The 15,852-nt window shown below is 40.7% G+C and carries 12 protein-coding genes and 1 tRNA gene; 8 read left to right on the forward strand and 5 right to left on the reverse strand.

All coding sequences use genetic code 11. The annotated features are described in order from the left end of the window. Window positions 1-12: 12 nt before the first annotated feature. Window positions 13-98: transfer RNA gene (locus NSU14_RS05345), tRNA-Leu, on the forward strand. 169 nt (window positions 99-267) lie between these two features. Here the strand turns inward: NSU14_RS05345 and NSU14_RS05350 are convergent. The 4 genes from NSU14_RS05350 to NSU14_RS05360 form a co-directional block, all read right to left on the reverse strand. After that, window positions 268-1,479, reverse strand: coding sequence for a tyrosine-type recombinase/integrase (locus NSU14_RS05350; protein ID WP_336101017.1), 1,212 nt, complete (start codon window positions 1,477-1,479; stop codon window positions 268-270). Between the two features lie 77 nt (window positions 1,480-1,556). Next, window positions 1,557-1,829, reverse strand: a complete 273-nt coding sequence (locus NSU14_RS35920; protein WP_445669996.1) for a helix-turn-helix domain-containing protein — start codon at window positions 1,827-1,829, stop codon at window positions 1,557-1,559. 517 nt (window positions 1,830-2,346) lie between these two features. Further along, the gene (locus NSU14_RS05355; protein ID WP_336101042.1) at window positions 2,347-2,538 is read right to left on the reverse strand and encodes a helix-turn-helix domain-containing protein; all 192 of its coding nucleotides are present in this window, start codon (window positions 2,536-2,538) and stop codon (window positions 2,347-2,349) included. Window positions 2,539-2,619: 81 nt separating this feature from the next. Next, complete coding sequence (locus NSU14_RS05360) at window positions 2,620-3,000, reverse strand: sigma-70 family RNA polymerase sigma factor (RefSeq protein ID WP_336101016.1); 381 nt, start codon at window positions 2,998-3,000, stop codon at window positions 2,620-2,622. A gap of 894 nt (window positions 3,001-3,894) precedes the next feature. Here NSU14_RS05360 and NSU14_RS05365 point away from each other — a divergent pair. The 5 genes from NSU14_RS05365 (at window position 3,895) to NSU14_RS05385 (ending at window position 10,321) form a co-directional block, all read left to right on the forward strand. Then, complete coding sequence (locus NSU14_RS05365; RefSeq protein ID WP_340943355.1) at window positions 3,895-5,388, forward strand: response regulator; 1,494 nt, start codon at window positions 3,895-3,897, stop codon at window positions 5,386-5,388. Window positions 5,389-5,398: 10 nt separating this feature from the next. Next, window positions 5,399-7,159, forward strand: a complete 1,761-nt coding sequence (locus NSU14_RS05370; RefSeq protein ID WP_336101014.1) for a sensor histidine kinase — start codon at window positions 5,399-5,401, stop codon at window positions 7,157-7,159. A 99-nt stretch (window positions 7,160-7,258) separates the two neighbouring features. Then, entirely contained in the window at window positions 7,259-8,614 is a 1,356-nt protein-coding gene (locus NSU14_RS05375; RefSeq protein ID WP_336101013.1) for an ABC transporter substrate-binding protein, read from the forward strand. A gap of 16 nt (window positions 8,615-8,630) precedes the next feature. Next, window positions 8,631-9,497 carry a carbohydrate ABC transporter permease gene (locus NSU14_RS05380; RefSeq protein ID WP_336101012.1) on the forward strand — a complete coding sequence of 289 codons (867 nt, stop codon included), beginning with the start codon at window positions 8,631-8,633 and terminating at the stop codon, window positions 9,495-9,497. A 26-nt stretch (window positions 9,498-9,523) separates the two neighbouring features. Then, a complete protein-coding gene (locus NSU14_RS05385) occupies window positions 9,524-10,321 on the forward strand; it encodes a carbohydrate ABC transporter permease (protein ID WP_340948889.1) in 798 nt (265 codons plus the stop codon). A gap of 116 nt (window positions 10,322-10,437) precedes the next feature. On the opposite strand, the gene NSU14_RS05390 is transcribed toward NSU14_RS05385, so the two are convergent. Then, on the reverse strand, window positions 10,438-11,514 hold the full coding sequence (locus NSU14_RS05390; RefSeq protein ID WP_336101011.1) for an AraC family transcriptional regulator: 1,077 nt from the start codon (window positions 11,512-11,514) through the stop codon (window positions 10,438-10,440). Between the two features lie 148 nt (window positions 11,515-11,662). Between NSU14_RS05390 and NSU14_RS05395 the strand changes: the two genes are divergently transcribed. Both NSU14_RS05395 and NSU14_RS05400 read left to right on the forward strand, forming a co-directional pair. Next, window positions 11,663-13,057, forward strand: coding sequence for an MFS transporter (locus NSU14_RS05395; RefSeq protein WP_336101010.1), 1,395 nt, complete (start codon window positions 11,663-11,665; stop codon window positions 13,055-13,057). Between the two features lie 37 nt (window positions 13,058-13,094). After that, the gene (locus tag NSU14_RS05400; protein ID WP_336101009.1) at window positions 13,095-15,845 is read left to right on the forward strand and encodes an alpha-L-rhamnosidase; all 2,751 of its coding nucleotides are present in this window, start codon (window positions 13,095-13,097) and stop codon (window positions 15,843-15,845) included. The last annotated feature ends 7 nt before the right edge of the window (window positions 15,846-15,852 follow it).

Raw genomic sequence — 15,852 nt, forward strand, 5'->3', positions numbered from 1 at the left:
CGCACATAACATGCCGGGGTGGCGGAACAGGCAGACGCACAGGACTTAAAATCCTGCGGTACGTGAGTACCGTACGGGTTCGACCCCCGTCCTCGGCATCCTTGATTTATAAGGGTTTTTTCCGAAAAACCTTGGTTTTTGAAACAGCTTGGGAGAGAACTTTTCATCGAGTTCTCTCCTGCAGTTCTCTCCTTTTTCCGAAGGAGAGAACGAGGAGAAGATTGCATAACTCTCATGAAATATTGAGGGGGATGTGATCTTTTTTTATTAAAAGATCAAAACACCACTCATTGTTGATGCCGAAGATACTTTGGAACTGTACTCTAGATGAGAATAAATGTTGGCCGTTGTAGAATAGTTGCTGTGTCCCAGCCATTCCTGAATTTCTTTCATACTGACTCCATTGGCGAGTAGGAGACTTGCACAACTATGACGCAGGTCGTGATAGCGAATATGACGAAGACCATTTTTTTTAAGAGTTCTAGTGAAGTTCTGTGTGATATAACCGGGTTTAATTCGTTGTCCCAACTTATCCAGATAGATATACTCCTCGTAATCAGTGCAGTAGGATTTACCACATATGGCTTCATTGAGAGCTTGAAGCTCACGAATACGCAGCAGTAATTCCTCAAAGGCCGGCACAAGAGGTAAGGTGCGACGACTCGGTTTGTTTTTACCCCGGTCCTTTTCAATGATGTGTTCTTGACCTTCGAAATAAACCGGAGTTACAGTGTGCCTAATACTAATCGTTTTGTTTTCAAAATTAATTGCAGTCCATTTCAATCCGACTACTTCACTTCGCCGCAATCCATAAAAAGCGGCAAGAATGACTGCTAGCTCTATCAGTTCGTCCTTAACTTTTTCAAACAGAATATTAGTCTCCTGCTTGTTGTAAAAACTGCCAACAAAATCATTTTTCTTTGGTCTTTCAATCTTATCTGCCGGATTAGTGTTAATTAAATCATTTTTGAGAGCATGTTTTAGCGCTTTGCGAATATTAGCGTGATAATGGAGAACCGTGTTGGTTGTCACTCCATTTTCGTCAAGCTCATACTGATAGTAATCTTGAATGTGACATGGTAATAGCTCTTTGAGAAAAAGCCTTTTTTCTTCAAAGTAAGGTACAACATGATTAGTAATGACATTGTAGTACGAAGCGTACGTAATAAATTCAACTTGGTGTTTCATCATAGCTAGCCACTGAAGCATGAACTCAGAAAATAGTGGCCCTAGATCGACAGACTCCTCAACTGGTTTTTCTTCGATAATTTCTTTAACTTTCCGTTCTTCCTCAATAGCATTTAAAAGAAGACCAAAACTCACCCTTGTCTCTAATAGCAATGCTTCTGCTCTTTTTTTGTTTCCTTTTACCGTAAGTCCAGTTGGAATCCACTTTGGTTTTCTCTTGCCTTCTTCATTTTTGCAATTCAAGACTATATAAAAAAGACCTTTCTTTTCCTGTAGGTGGCCTGCTACCATGAATATTCCTCCTTCATAGCAGCCCGCATTGCTCCTACCATTGACGAATTAATTATAACACGTATAGAGAAGAGGGTTCAATGCGGTAAAGCGTCAAAGTGAGGGCGGTCGAAATTGAAAGTGAACAAATTAAGGTACAAAAGGATATTTATCTTTGGGATTTTATAAATCCTACCAATTTTGAAATGACTAATTTCATTTTCGTGTAATAGTTTATATGCAGTTTTAGTACTTATCCCGCCAAGCATTTCACACATTTCTATAATGTTCACAACATCAGGGTAGTTTTGGAAGACGAGATTGTGTGCCTCTTGTTGAGCTAGCGTTATAAGTTCAGATTGCATGTTCATCTAGACCTCCTGCCCATTCATTTGTTGTTAAAAAGAGGAACTTGAATAGTTGAATATTCCAAACTGTCGATGGTTAGTCAACATCATAGCTCTGTATATTCACAGAGACTCCCCCTCGTCCGAGCAGGCTACCCCCAATACTTTTACTCTGGCCAGGTAGAAGTATCATTATTTCTCTTGCAGGTCATTGCGATTCATTCCACCATGGATTGATTTTGCCAGAAGTTAGTCGCTCTCATTTGAACAAAAATTATGTGTTAACAAATGGTCATGGCGATTCCGCTTAGTCGCTTTACGGTATACGTATGCAAGAGTAATGTATTTGAAATATTTTATAAAGTTGTCAAAGTTCAATGGTACGAATATTCTGTTAAATTTACTAAGGACTACATTAACTAAATAGTTAGAATCAATTAAAAAGGCAACGGTATTGCCAAAATAATATCAACGACTTGATATTTTCTGTGTTTCTAGTGAGAGGGAATAATATTGACTTAGTACTAAAAAAGGAAAATTTCTAAAGCAAATATCGATTAAGATCGAAACGACGAAGTGCAAGTATAAATACGATTACCAATTGTTGTTTGCAATCTTCATGAAATACTCCATTTTGACGTGAAAACTTATTGATTAGTGGTTGATAGCGCTCTACAAGTTCTGCCTCGGCATGTTTATCTCCATTTTGGGCTAATTTTAATAAATCAATCACTTCTTTCAAAGAGTAGCTTCCTTTTTTTCTATGGCGTAAATAAACAAGAGAAGAGGAGAGAAGAATGAGAAAGAATTCTTATTATAATTCCATGTCCACCTTAAGTTTTACAAGTATAGTTGTTTTAAACTTAGATATTGCTTGCCTTGAAACTCCAAGTATTTGTGCAATTTCTTTGTCTGTTTTATCTTGATAGAACTTCAAGTAGATCACCTTCTTTTCTAGAGTGGTTAAATTATCTAAAGCTTGACTAAGACTTGCATAATCATCAACTATGGCAGATGTCGTAAATGAGCCAACTACAACATCTATCTCATGAGCAGATTCGTCAAGTGGGGCAACGCGATATGATTCTCGATTAAGCTTTTTAAAATAATCTCTACTAGCATGTTGAAGACAAGATTTAATATAACTACTAAATCCCTTTTCTACAGCTTCGATAAAATGATTATTATTTCTCATTTTTTACATCTCCTCTCATTAGGTAAATGGGGAAGGGAGGCTAAAAAGGCAACTTGAATGTAAATTATATTCTAAAATTGGCAAAATCGTTCTTTAGAGATAGATAAAAACTCTAATAATTTGTCATTTTTTAACACAATGTAAAATTGTGTAACTAGTTCTTATAATTATCTGATAATTGACTCTTTTGGTACTTTAGGTGCAAATAAATCAGTATTTTTTTTTATGAGCAAGAAATATCTTCTTGCCCTCTTTGGCTGCATGTACATTTCACTCCTTTTTAAAACTTTATTGCTTAAATATAGTGATAAGATACTTTATTTTCAACATAAATAAAGATGAAAATTATATGATATGTTTTTTTCGATCTTTAAAATTTGCATAAAAGAAATAATGATATAAATTTTATTTGTTTTAAAAAATAAACACAAAAGAGAGGTTTGTGGATTAGGCGAAATTAATGAATAGAAAGCTATTAATACAGAGCATCTTGTTTTTAAGTATGTTGTAGTGCGTGAAAGGGATTTAGAAATTCGAGTAAAAGCATTGAACTAATTCTTATTAATAATAAATTGAATGAGGATGCTCGAAGAGTTTTTGTAGCTTGTGCCGTGTTAACTCACGACAAAGCTACTCCCCATATACTACGTAGTTCAAGCTTGATTCATTTCAGTTCCAAAAAATCGATAAAGATCATACCTGAAAAAAACAGACGGAATCTAAAAAAAAACGCCATAGGCACTCTAAGTCACTTCATGTACGCTTCAAATAAGAAAATCAATTTATAGACTTTATAGACCCAAATAGATTCGAGACCCTACTAGAGATGACAGCAGTTCAATCTCTGATGATATAATCATGCCAAAGCAGGTTGTGAACAAGGGAGTGATGATAATGTTGAAAGCGGTTATATTTGATGATGAACATATCGTGCTTCAAGGTCTTCAGCAGATAATTGAATGGGAACGATACGGCATTGAGTTAGTTGGAACAGCTGAGGATGGTTTAGCTGCACTGCAGTTAGTCCGCAAATGTAAACCGGATATCATTTTTACAGATATCCGTATGCCTGGGATGGATGGGTTACAACTGATTGAAATTGTTGCAGCTGAGGCGCCCTGGACCATGTTCATCGTATTTAGCGGATTTAATGAATTTGAATACGTGCGTCGTGCTATTGGTCTTGGAGTAGTTGATTATCTAGAGAAGCCAGTTACCATAGCCAAGATTGAAGAATCATTAGGTAGGACAATAACTAAGATAGGGAAAGAACAAGCATTCAGCGAGATGAAGACGAAGTTGGATGAGAGCCGGGAAAAGCTTTTAGAGAAATCGACGTTGGATCTTCTTCTTGCTGGCGGACAAGTAGAACAGGAATGGAAGGATACCTTTGGTGAGGAATGGGCGAATGTTGTTGCAGTCACCGTCCTTGCCTTCCCGGATAAACAAATCCCACTAACCGAACACTCTTCTTATTGCATTGTTCCTGTGGCAAATGGTAATCAGCAACTTGCAGTTGTTTTACATAGGGATACTTCCTCGAATGCTTTGGATGAAGAGTTAATTTCAATATCTGGTTTGATTACAGGTACATTTGGATCTGGTAGAACTTACAAATCTATCAATGACGCCTCGCGTAGTTACCGGGAAGCACTTCGTGCACTTCGTTATGGTCAGTTTTTGGAACAAAGTGGATGGGTTCGGATTGTGGATGTGGAGGGAAGAGATGAACAACTCCCTTTAGATCTCAGTTCACAAGAGGAAACAGTAATTGTCTCATTACGAATGGGAGATCGTGACTGGTTGTGCCAGACGATTGACGATCTTAAAGTCTGGACAGAGGGACAGAAGCTAACACCTGAACGTGTGGAGCAAGAATTGGTGAAACTGATGTACCTTGGCTTAGAGGTTGCGAAAGAAATGGGCTGCTCCCCCAGTGATTTAGCGGATATTCATCCACTGGAACTACAACATCTGAACACTCGGGACAATATGTTCTTGTGGCTGCGTGCCAAACTGGAGCTGCTTTTGTCCTGGGCAAATGGAGCCCGGCGTACGCCCAGACATCCTGCAGTAGAGAAAGTGCTGATGTATATGAATGAGCATTACGGAGAGGACCTATCGCTTCAAGATCTGGCTCAATATGTTGGCCTTAACCCCACTTATTTTAGTTTGCTATTTAAGGAGCAAATGGAGATATCCTATATCAAGTATCTAACGGGCATACGAATAGAACGTGCAAAAGCAATGTTAAAAGAGGGATATCGAGTGAACGAAGTGAGCGAGAAGGTGGGTTACTTGAATTACAGACATTTTACAGAAATTTTAAAAAAAATGGTCGGAACTACTCCAGGACAATACCGGGATGCCCATCACACCAAGAAATGAGGGGGTACATGTGCTGAAAATAAAGAGCACGAAGTTGTTTCACTTCACAAAAATCCGAAGTCGATTCTTTGCTGCAATGATTTTGCTATCCATTCCTGCAATTCTTTTGGTTGGTTATATCTCTTTCAACATCACTAAGGATACAGTAACCGGAATGAATGAAAAATCAAACAGGGAGCGGTTGCGAACCTCCAGTGAAATTGCCGATTTGTTATTCCGGAATATTAACAACCTGCATTATTCAATTGTTGTCAATACAGCAATCAGAGAAGAGTTGCGTGGAGAAAATGATTCTGCGATCTGGCCTGAAGAACAGCACTTGCGGATGTCTGCCCGTCTTCAGCGCCTGATCAGCAGTAGTTATTCTGATACTCGTTATGTGAAATCGATCTGCCTTCTAGATTTAAACTTTAATACAGCTTGTTCGGGCCGTTCCGATGATATGGGGAAGTACGAGAGCGAAGAAAAGATTGCAAGCATCAAGGCCTCCGATTGGTACCTTAGTGTTTATAGTAGCAAGGGCAAGGTCGTCTATTATCCCAAGGATATTTTTGGGGAAAGGAATGATGCATTTTCTACCATTAAGCTCTTCCGCGATTCTACAGATACAAGCGGAGAACCGATAGGTATACTCATCGTCAATGTTTCAACAACAATCTTCGATAAAATTTTTGGCACCGGTTACTATGGTTCATATATGGCGATTGACGCAAATGGTGGTCCAACTCATAAGGTATACGGAAGTTTTTCTATTGGACTAGAGGATAAAGGAGGGGTGGATAAAGTAGTTGAAGGACTTCATCATCAAGGTTATCTTGTTAATTCTCTATATAATCAGAGCACAGACTGGACATTTTTGCACCTGGTAAGATCAAAGGATCTACTGAAGCAATCTCAAAATATTCGTTGGATAACTATGGCAATTGCTGCAGGATTTGCTGCAATCGCCCTTGCACTCTCCTATTGGATATCGGGAACTGTCACGCGTCCATTGTTGAGACTCAAGAAAATGATGCTGGACTGGACGATGGGCGTCAAGAAATTTCCGGAAAGCTTCGATAATGATGAAGTTGGTGTAATCGGAAAGACCTTCAGGAGGGTCATATACGAGAACGATGAGTTGAATGCGAAGCTAATCCGGTCAAAACTCAATGAGCGCGAAGCAGAACTTCGGGCATTGCAGTCACAGATCAAGCCACATTTTCTGTACAATACCCTTGATTCGATCTACTGGATGGCAATTTTGAATGACAATGATCAAGTTGCTCAGATGGCGGAGTCGTTGTCGGAGAGCTTCAAACTGAGCCTTAACAAAGGGAAAGAAACGATGCTGGTATACAATGAGCTCAAGCATATTGAGCACTATCTTCGTATCCAGAACATCCGTTTCAATAATCGGTTCAGTTATCTTCAGGAGGTAGACGAGACTATTCTCGGCATGGAAATCCTGAAGCTGTTGCTGCAGCCGCTGGTTGAAAACGCTATCTACCACGGGCTGGAGCCAAGGGTCGGGGAGGGAATCATCCGATTGACGGGTGTAAGGGACGGACAGTACTTGGTTTTTACAGTGGAGGATGACGGGGTTGGCATGGAGGACATTTCTCTTATGGAACAAGGGTATGGGGTTAGGAATGTGAAGGAGAGACTCAAATTGTATTACGGAGAGAGCAGTTCTTTTCATGTATGGAGTCGCCTTGGAAAGGGAACAAGAATTAATCTGCGATTTAAACCTTATATTGATCCTGAAAAAAACAGACATGCACCAAAATAATGAAGCGCTTACATTGGTGGTGAATAAAATATACACTCATTTCAGCGGAAGGTTTTTACCCGCAAGTTAACTAAATAAGTTTTATGGGAGGAAATACAGATGAAAACAAGAGGGATCAGAGCATTCACTATGTTGCTGTGCGCACTGCTGATTATTGGGTTGTTGTCTGCATGCGCTGGTAATGGTAATGGAAAGGGGGATAATGACACCAGCCCAAGCGGAACAGCGGAAGAGAAAACATCAGAGACTAAAGATGTTACTCTTACCGTCATATCCGGAAACCTTCAGGATACGGTGACACAGACCAATGCTTATATTGAGGCCTTTACCAAGAAATATCCGCATATCAAGATCGAACTGGAAACCTTGCCCGGAGGCACAGAAGGTGACAATATTACCAAAACTCGGCTTGCAACGGGTGATATGGCGGATGTGTTTTTTTATAACTCCGGTTCCTTAATGCTTGCATTGAACCCCGAGAAAAATCTGCTTGATCTTACAAATGAACCGTTCATGGAGAATGTGATGGATTCCTTCAAAGCTACAGTAACCCAAAATGGTAAGGTTTATGGTGCCCCATTTTCTTCAACAGGGGTAGGCGGCTGGTTTTATAACAAGAAAATCTACGCTGATCTCGGTCTCAAGGTGCCAACAACCTGGGCGGCATTAATGGACAATAACGAGAAAATCAAAGCTGCGGGTATTACGCCGGTCATTGGCAGCTTTAAAGACACTTGGACTGCACAGATGATTTTCCTGTCTGATTATTATAACGTACAGGCACAAGTTCCTACGTTTGGTGAAGACTTTACAGCGCACAAAGTAACAATTGCCGGAACACCAGCCATACTCCGCTCGTTTGAGAAGATGCAGGAAGTTCATGAGAAGGGCTACTGGAATAAAGATGTTTTGGCAACGACGTATGACGCTGCGCTAAAAATGCTGGCTGAAGGTAAGGGCGCTCATTATCCTATGTTGTCACTGGCGACAACGGCGCTATCTCAGAATTATCCTGACGAGATCGACAATATCGGCTTTTTCGCCCAGCCGGGTGACGATGCTTCCAAGAATGGAATTACTGTTTGGATGCCGAGTGCAGCTTATATTTATAAAGAGAGCAAGCATATTGAAGAAGCCAAATTGCTAGTGAGCTTTATAGCATCCGTAGAAGGTACTGAGGCGATAGGTTCTGTATCGGATCCGAATGGTCCTTACTTGATCAAAGGAGCCACGATTCCCGATAGTGTACCGCAGCTTGTCAAGGATATGCTGCCGTACTTCGAAAGCGGCAAAAATGCTCCTGCGCTTGAATTCTCATCGCCTATAAAGGGACCGAACCTTGAACAAATTACAGTTGAAGTCGGAAGTGGAATTAAGGATGCCAAAAAGGGAGCCGAGTCCTACGACAAGGATGTCGAAAAGCAGGCGAAACAGTTGGGGCTGGAAGGATGGTAACTAGGAGAGATACTTTATGAACAGCATATTTAAGCGGACCTATTCGTATGTGTTTCTGATTCCTGCAGCTATCATTTATTTTGTTATCTTCATTCTGCCAACAGTAGTATCATTTTTCTTCAGTCTGACTCGTTGGGATCTTTCAACATGGGAGTTCATCGGTTTGGAGAATTTCCGGATGTTCTTCAGTGAAGAATCGCTCAGCATCGGATTCAAAAATACGTTGATTTATGCTATTGTCACCTGCTCCATGAAGGTTGTTCTCGGTCTTCTTCTTGGTGTATTGCTGACCTCCAAAATCCGTACTAAGGATTATCTGCGATCGGTCGTCTTTTTCCCTACACTTGTGAGTACCATCGCTGTGGGCATTGCCTTTAGTATGATGATGCATCCCACGGAAGGAATGATTAACACATCTCTGGCCGCCATTGGCATCACCGGTCCCGACTGGCTGGGTAACCCGAAGCTGGCATTGCTTTCAGTCGCATTTGTCGATGTATGGAAGGGGATAGGGTTCGCGACTGTAATCTATATTGCCGGCATTATGTCCATTCCACAGCATTATTATGAGGCGTTGCAGATTGACGGCGGAAACGGCTGGAATAAATTCTGGAACATCATTGTTCCACTCAGCCGCCCCGCTACAAATTCTGTCATTATCCTCGCTTTCATAGGTGGCCTCAGGTCGTTTGATCTGGTCTGGGCGATGACGAAGGGCGGACCTGGCTTCACGACTGACCTGATCGCGTCCATTATCTTTAAGCAATATCAGGGCGGATTCTATGGTCTCGCTACGGCTGGAAATGTGGTATTATTCATTGTTGTTACAGCATTTGCCTTCCCGCTCTATACGTATTTAAACAGGAAGGAAGTGGAACTGTGAGAAGCGCCAGAAAGTTCCTATATGAAATGCTCGGCGTTCTGTTCACGATCGTAGTTTTCTGGATTCCGTTCTACTTCATTATTGCGAATGCGGGCAAGAGTGTGAAGGAAGCTTCACTGTTGAATTTGAAATGGCCGAAGGTTCCTCAGTTCTGGGAGAACATGAAGATTGTGTTCCAGGCACGGGATTACATGCTGCTGCGGGCCTTCCTTAACAGCAGTGTTCTGACTGTGGCGTCGATCATACTGCTCGTCATACTCTGTGCAATGGCGGGTTACGTACTACAGCGCCGAAGTGACAGGTTAACACCTGTGTTTAACTTCCTTATTCTAGCGGGGTTAATTATTCCGCCCGCTATAGTTCCAACCATTTGGGTCATGGATGGATTAGGCTTGTTTAAGAAGCTGATTGGCTTGATTATGGTAGAGGTTGCACTTGGTTTTCCATTCACGGTTATGCTCTATAAGGGCTTTATGTCCTCGATTCCGCGTGAAATTGACGAGGCAGCGGTTATCGATGGCTGCGGCGGATTCAGGTTGTTCTTTCGCATCATTCTGCCGCTCCTCCAGCCTGTCACAGCCACCATTGTCGTATTGTCTTCGGTGACGATTTTCAACGATTTCACGAATCCGCTTTATTTTCTTCCAGGATCAAAGAATGCGACTGTGCAGCTGACACTGTATAATTTCCAGAGCCAATTTGTGACGCAATATAATCTGCTGTTTACTAATATTCTGTTAATCACGATCCCGCCGCTGATTCTTTTCCTGATCTTCAACCGCCGGATTGTCGCGGGGATGACTGCGGGATCAGTTAAGGGATAAAAAAGCCGACAAATGCAAACAAGATTCGCTATAATGCAGTGCACCTTAAGAAGTCTTTAATTAGGCTCTTGTTAGGTGCACTGCAATAATATCTATTAAATATAAAGCTGGTGATATCAAACATTCTGTTTGAATACATTCCGATACTCATTCGGAGTTAATCCATATAAACTAAGGAATTTTTTATAAAAGAAAGTGAGGTTGTTATAGCCGATTTTTCGGGATATATCATCAATACTTTCTTCTGACAACTGCAGTAGCAAGGCAGCATGTTTGAATTTTTGTTCTTGGACAATGGTGAGAAAATTTTTTCCGGTCACCTTTTTGATGATTCTGCCCAAATGAGCGGGGGAGAACTGGAAATGCACAGCCGCGTGCTCTAGCGTTAATTCCAAATAGTTCTCTTCAATAAAAGCTAACAAATCTATGATGGATATACTGGGATATCTGGATGTTTCTCTCAAAAAGACCTCATAACTGTCACTTTCCAGAAGCCTGCTGAACAGAATAGTCAGGTATGCTTTAATGATTTCAGGGTTAGCACTTTTATTGTCAAACGCCTCGCACAAAATATTCTGAATGGTTTGTTTGATTTGCCAGTTTTCTTTTGTCCGGAATAGCAGGAAGTTTTTTTCTCTGGTGATATTGGATATGATCGAGGCAATGGTTTTTCCTAAAATATTATCCCCTAAGATTTTGAAAATGAACTGATTATCGAAAAATTCATTTTTTGCCAAGAAGTTTATTAAGATATCCTCTTTCCCTACTTTGCTGATGGAATGTTCAACATTTTTGTTAAGAATTATAATATCGCCTTCGCTCAATCTGAAGCTCTTGCCTTGAATCTCCTGATAAAAAGTCCCGCTGTAGATGTAGTTCATTTCAAATAAATTATGGGTATGATTAATCATTTTGACAAAACGGGTATGCCTGGAAATCACAAATAATTCATCTGTAACATTCAATTTCAGAACATTGTTATCCACTGTGTAGTTAGGGACAGACTTGGTGATGATTTTGGATGATTCTACGGGTGTAACCCAAGTGTTAACATTATTTGAGACCCATTCATTTGATGATGGTGGAGTGAGGATCATTGCTCTTACCTCTTCATCAGAGAGTTCCTTATGTTGTAATTCGTTCTCCAGATCTGTTAATTCAAGTAATAGAGCATCTAATTCGGTATAGTTCATCAAAGTGCCCCCCTTTTATGAATCCATCACTTTTGGTTAGTCAAAACAACAGTTATAGACATTGGTGAAAGTGCTTCCATGCTTTATTATAGCTCTATTGGGTACCCAACAGGTAATAAAGAGCGCGAAGCTGAGTGGAGGAAAAGTGATGAGCACCGGATTTGATCAATATTATGAAAACGCTATTAAGACACCGTTTAAGAAGAGAGAATTGGTTAGTTATACAATTGGAGGACTCGGAGACTCCGTCCTGTCAGGTGTTGTAACCACCTTTTTTATGATATTTGCTACCTCTGTCATGAAAATTTCACCGATAACGATTGGAACTATTCTTCTAATAACGAAGTTCATTGATGCTTTCTGTGATCCTGTAGTTGGTGTGCTGATGGACAATACAAGAACAAAGTACGGGAAATTAAGACCTTATATCTTGTTCGGCGGTTTATTTTGGGCAGCAATCACGGCTCTGCTGTTTTTTAATCCTAATTTCTCTTCACATGCCTTGCAAATTGCTTATGTAGCTCTTATATATACGCTTTGGGGTATCGGTTTTTCATTGTTTGATGTCCCTTATTGGAGTATGTCGGCGATTATTTCTACAGATCCTGAGAAACGCAATTCAATTGTCAGTTTGACTAGATCAGCGACCACTTTAGGGTCTTTATTGGTATCGTTAACAGGTGGAATTCTGATTACGTATTTTGCCAAACTGCCGCACAGCGGGCAAGGGTACTCATACTTGGGATGGTTGTTCTCTTTACTCGCCGCTATCAGTTTCATCATTCTGTTTATTGTATCGAAAGAAAGAGTGAAGCCCCGAGTAGAGAAGACCGGCTTCAGAAGCATCCTGAATATATTGAAGATTAACAAACCCTTGCAAGCCTATATTATCAGTCAATTCCTACAGGTGTTAACAATGGTTGTTACCATGTTGACAAGCTACTATGCTATTTATAATCTCGGCAGTATTGCGCTGCTGTCATTTATTATGGTGCCTACGATGATCGGTTTCCTGTTAACGCCTCTGGTTATTCCGAAATTGCTTAGAGTAACAAAAACGCCCAATCTGTTGTTGTATAGCGGAATTGCTTCAGTTATAACGGGAGTCATTTATTATACGGTAGGCTATCAGAATTTAATTTTTGTATTCATCATTTCTATATTTTCGGGATTCTTCATCTCCATGAGCATGAGTTTATCCACTATTTATGTTGTTGATTCAATAGATTACGCAGAATGGAAAACTGGCTACCGGGCGGAAGGTTTAATGTTCTCCATCCAGTCGCTGACCGCAAAGATTATGTCTGCAGTAGGCTCCTTCGTCACCGGTATCATGCTGACGGCTATCCACTTTAACACCGATACAGCCATACAGTCTGCATTTACACTCAAAGGCTTGTTTTTCATTACTGTATTTGGAGCCGGAATCAGTTCCATTCTAGGCTCAATACCTCTTTTACTATGCAAATTCAAAGGGCAAGAGAGAGAGAAAGTATTGTCCGAAGTACTGGCTAAAAGAGCAGCCGCCAAAATTGACGTATAGGTCATAGATTAATTAGATAAAGGTGAGGAGAGAACATATGAAGGTAACAGATGTACGAATAAATGGATTAAAGAATCCGGTTGGTTTTGCATATCCAGTGTTAAAGTGTTCGTGGAAGGTTAAGGATACGAACTTAAAAATGCAAAAGAGCGCGAAAATTGAGGTTAGCCAAACTGAGACTTTTGAAAACGTTCTATATCTCAAGGAAAGCGATGATCTGGACTCTATTGGAGAAGCCATTCTTATGGATTGCTTACCCAAGACCAAATACTACTTCCGGGTTGAAGTGGAGACCGAAGATGGAGATATTGCCGTAAGTGAAACTGCAACATTTGAAACAGGGAAAATCGATGAGCCCTGGAGCGCGGACTGGATTGGTACAAAGGAAGGTGATTTATTCCATCCGTTGTTTACAAAAACATTCGAACTGAAGAACCCGGTGAAGAGTGCGCGTCTGTACATTAGCGGACTCGGGCTATATGAAGTGTCTATAAATAATGAAAAAGTAGGAGATGAATACCTCACTCCTCTATACAGTGATTATCATACGGAGTACCAGTATCAAACCTATGATATTACCGACATGCTTTCCAGTATTAATAAAGTGGAGATAATGCTTGGAAATGGCTGGTATAAAGGACGTTTTGGACTGGGTGATTTAAAAGAGAATTTCGGAAGTGTTTTTGCCTGCATAGCTGAGCTACACATTACCTACCAGAATGATGAGGTACGAGTAATTAATACCGATGAAACTTGGCGTTACACCGGTTCTGACATAGAGCTAAGCGATATTTATGATGGTGAAATTGTCAACCGCATGCTGTGGTCTGATCAATCTAATCAAGAGAGAGAGGTCCGCATTATTGATCTGAATAAGAATAAGCTAATCAGCAGATACAGCTTGCCCGTTATCGTAAAAGAAGAAAGAAGAATTCAGAAGATTATCACTACGCCTGCGGGAGAAACCGTACTGGATATGGGGCAGAATTTCTCAGGTTTTAGTGAATTCCGCAATTCGTTCCCTGCAGGAACAAAGCTGGTTTTTGATTTTGGTGAGATACTGCAGAACGGAAATTTCTATAACGATAACTACCGTTCAGCCAAGTCACAATTTATATATATATCTGCTGGTACGGATGAAGTGGTTAGACCCCGGTTCACTTTCTTTGGATTCCGTTATGTTCGGGTTACAGGGTGGATTGGAAAATTGTCTGAGCATGAAATAACAGGTAAGGTCATTTATTCTGATTTGGACCAAACCGGAACGATAGAAACTTCTGATGAGAAGATTAACCGGCTATTTCAGAATTGTCTATGGGGGCAAAAATCTAACTTTATCGACTTCCCTACGGATTGCCCACAGAGGGATGAACGCTTAGCCTGGACTGGAGATGCACAAGTATTTGCGGAAACGGCTTCCTATAACATGGATACAAGGGCGTTTTATGATAAGTTTATGCATGACTTAAGAATAGAACAAATGAAACACGAGGGAATCATTTCAGCCTATATTCCGGTTCTGGGTGATCCTATTGCGACCAGTGTATGGGGTGACATTGGAACATTCTTACCTATGGTGCTCTATAACCATTATGGAGATAAAGATATTCTGAGAAAAAACTTCGCGATGATGAAAGACTGGGTTGATTATATCACAAGAGAGGATCAGAAACGGGGTCAGCAATACCTGTATAATTTCGGTTCTCATATTGGAGATTGGCTGGCACAAGACGGGAGATCACCGCAGAGTTTTAAAGGGGGGACGGATGACAGCTTCATCAGCTCTGCTTACTATTATGAATCTCTAAAAAAAGTTGCTGAAGCCGCAAGCATACTAGGAGATAATCTGAACGAACAGAAGTATAGTAATCTATCCGAAAAGGTGTTAGAAGCTATTCTTTATGAATACTTTTCGGCTTCGGGCAGATTAAGCATAGACACTCAAACCGCTTACTTGGTCGCTTTGAATTTTGGGATCTATATGGATAAAAAGAAATTAGTAGAAGGTCTTCGTGAAAGGCTCTATAAAGATTGCTATAAATTAACCGGTGGCTTCGTAGGTGCACCCATTATGTGCAAGGTGCTGGCCGAAAATGGAATGGAAGAGGAAGCTCTGGATTTCTTGCTGCAAGAAGAGTATCCAAGCTGGCTATATTCAGTGAATCTGGGCGCCACGACGATTTGGGAACGATGGAACTCAGTACTCTCAGACGGCAGTATGAGCGGGACAGTCATGAACTCCTTAAATCATTATGCGTACGGATCAGTTATTGAATATCTCTACAGGGATCTTGGGGGAATCAGACCGTTGGAAGCCGGATTTAAGAAGGTTTCGTTCGCTCCGCAGATTAACGGGAAGTTCCAGCATTTTTCTGCCGAATATGATTCGGTAAGCGGAAAGTATGCTTCACACTGGAGAATTAACAAAGACGGTAGTGTATGGGTAAAGTTTGAAGTTCCGTTCTCGCGTACCGCAGAAGTCCATCTTCCGGAATACCATGGAGAGAGCATTTTCCTGGAAGCAGGAACTCATGAATTCACCTATAATCCATCGAAGGATTTTAGAAATTTATTTTCCATGAAAACGCGTCTGTCCGAATTATCCAAACATGAGAAAGCATTAGAAGTTCTGAAGAAAAGAATCCCAATGGCCATTGAACTCATAAAGCTTGGAGATATCGATGGATTGTCACATTCATTAAGCACGCTGAAGAAGATGGATTTCTTCGGTATTAAGGAAGAGGATATCGAAGCTGCAGCAAGTGAGATTCTAATAATTCAGCGATAAGGAGGAA

It is taken from the genome of Paenibacillus sp. FSL R10-2771 (genome assembly GCF_038000205.1).
GTDB classification, from domain to species: Bacteria; Bacillota; Bacilli; order Paenibacillales; family Paenibacillaceae; genus Paenibacillus_AQ; species Paenibacillus_AQ phytohabitans.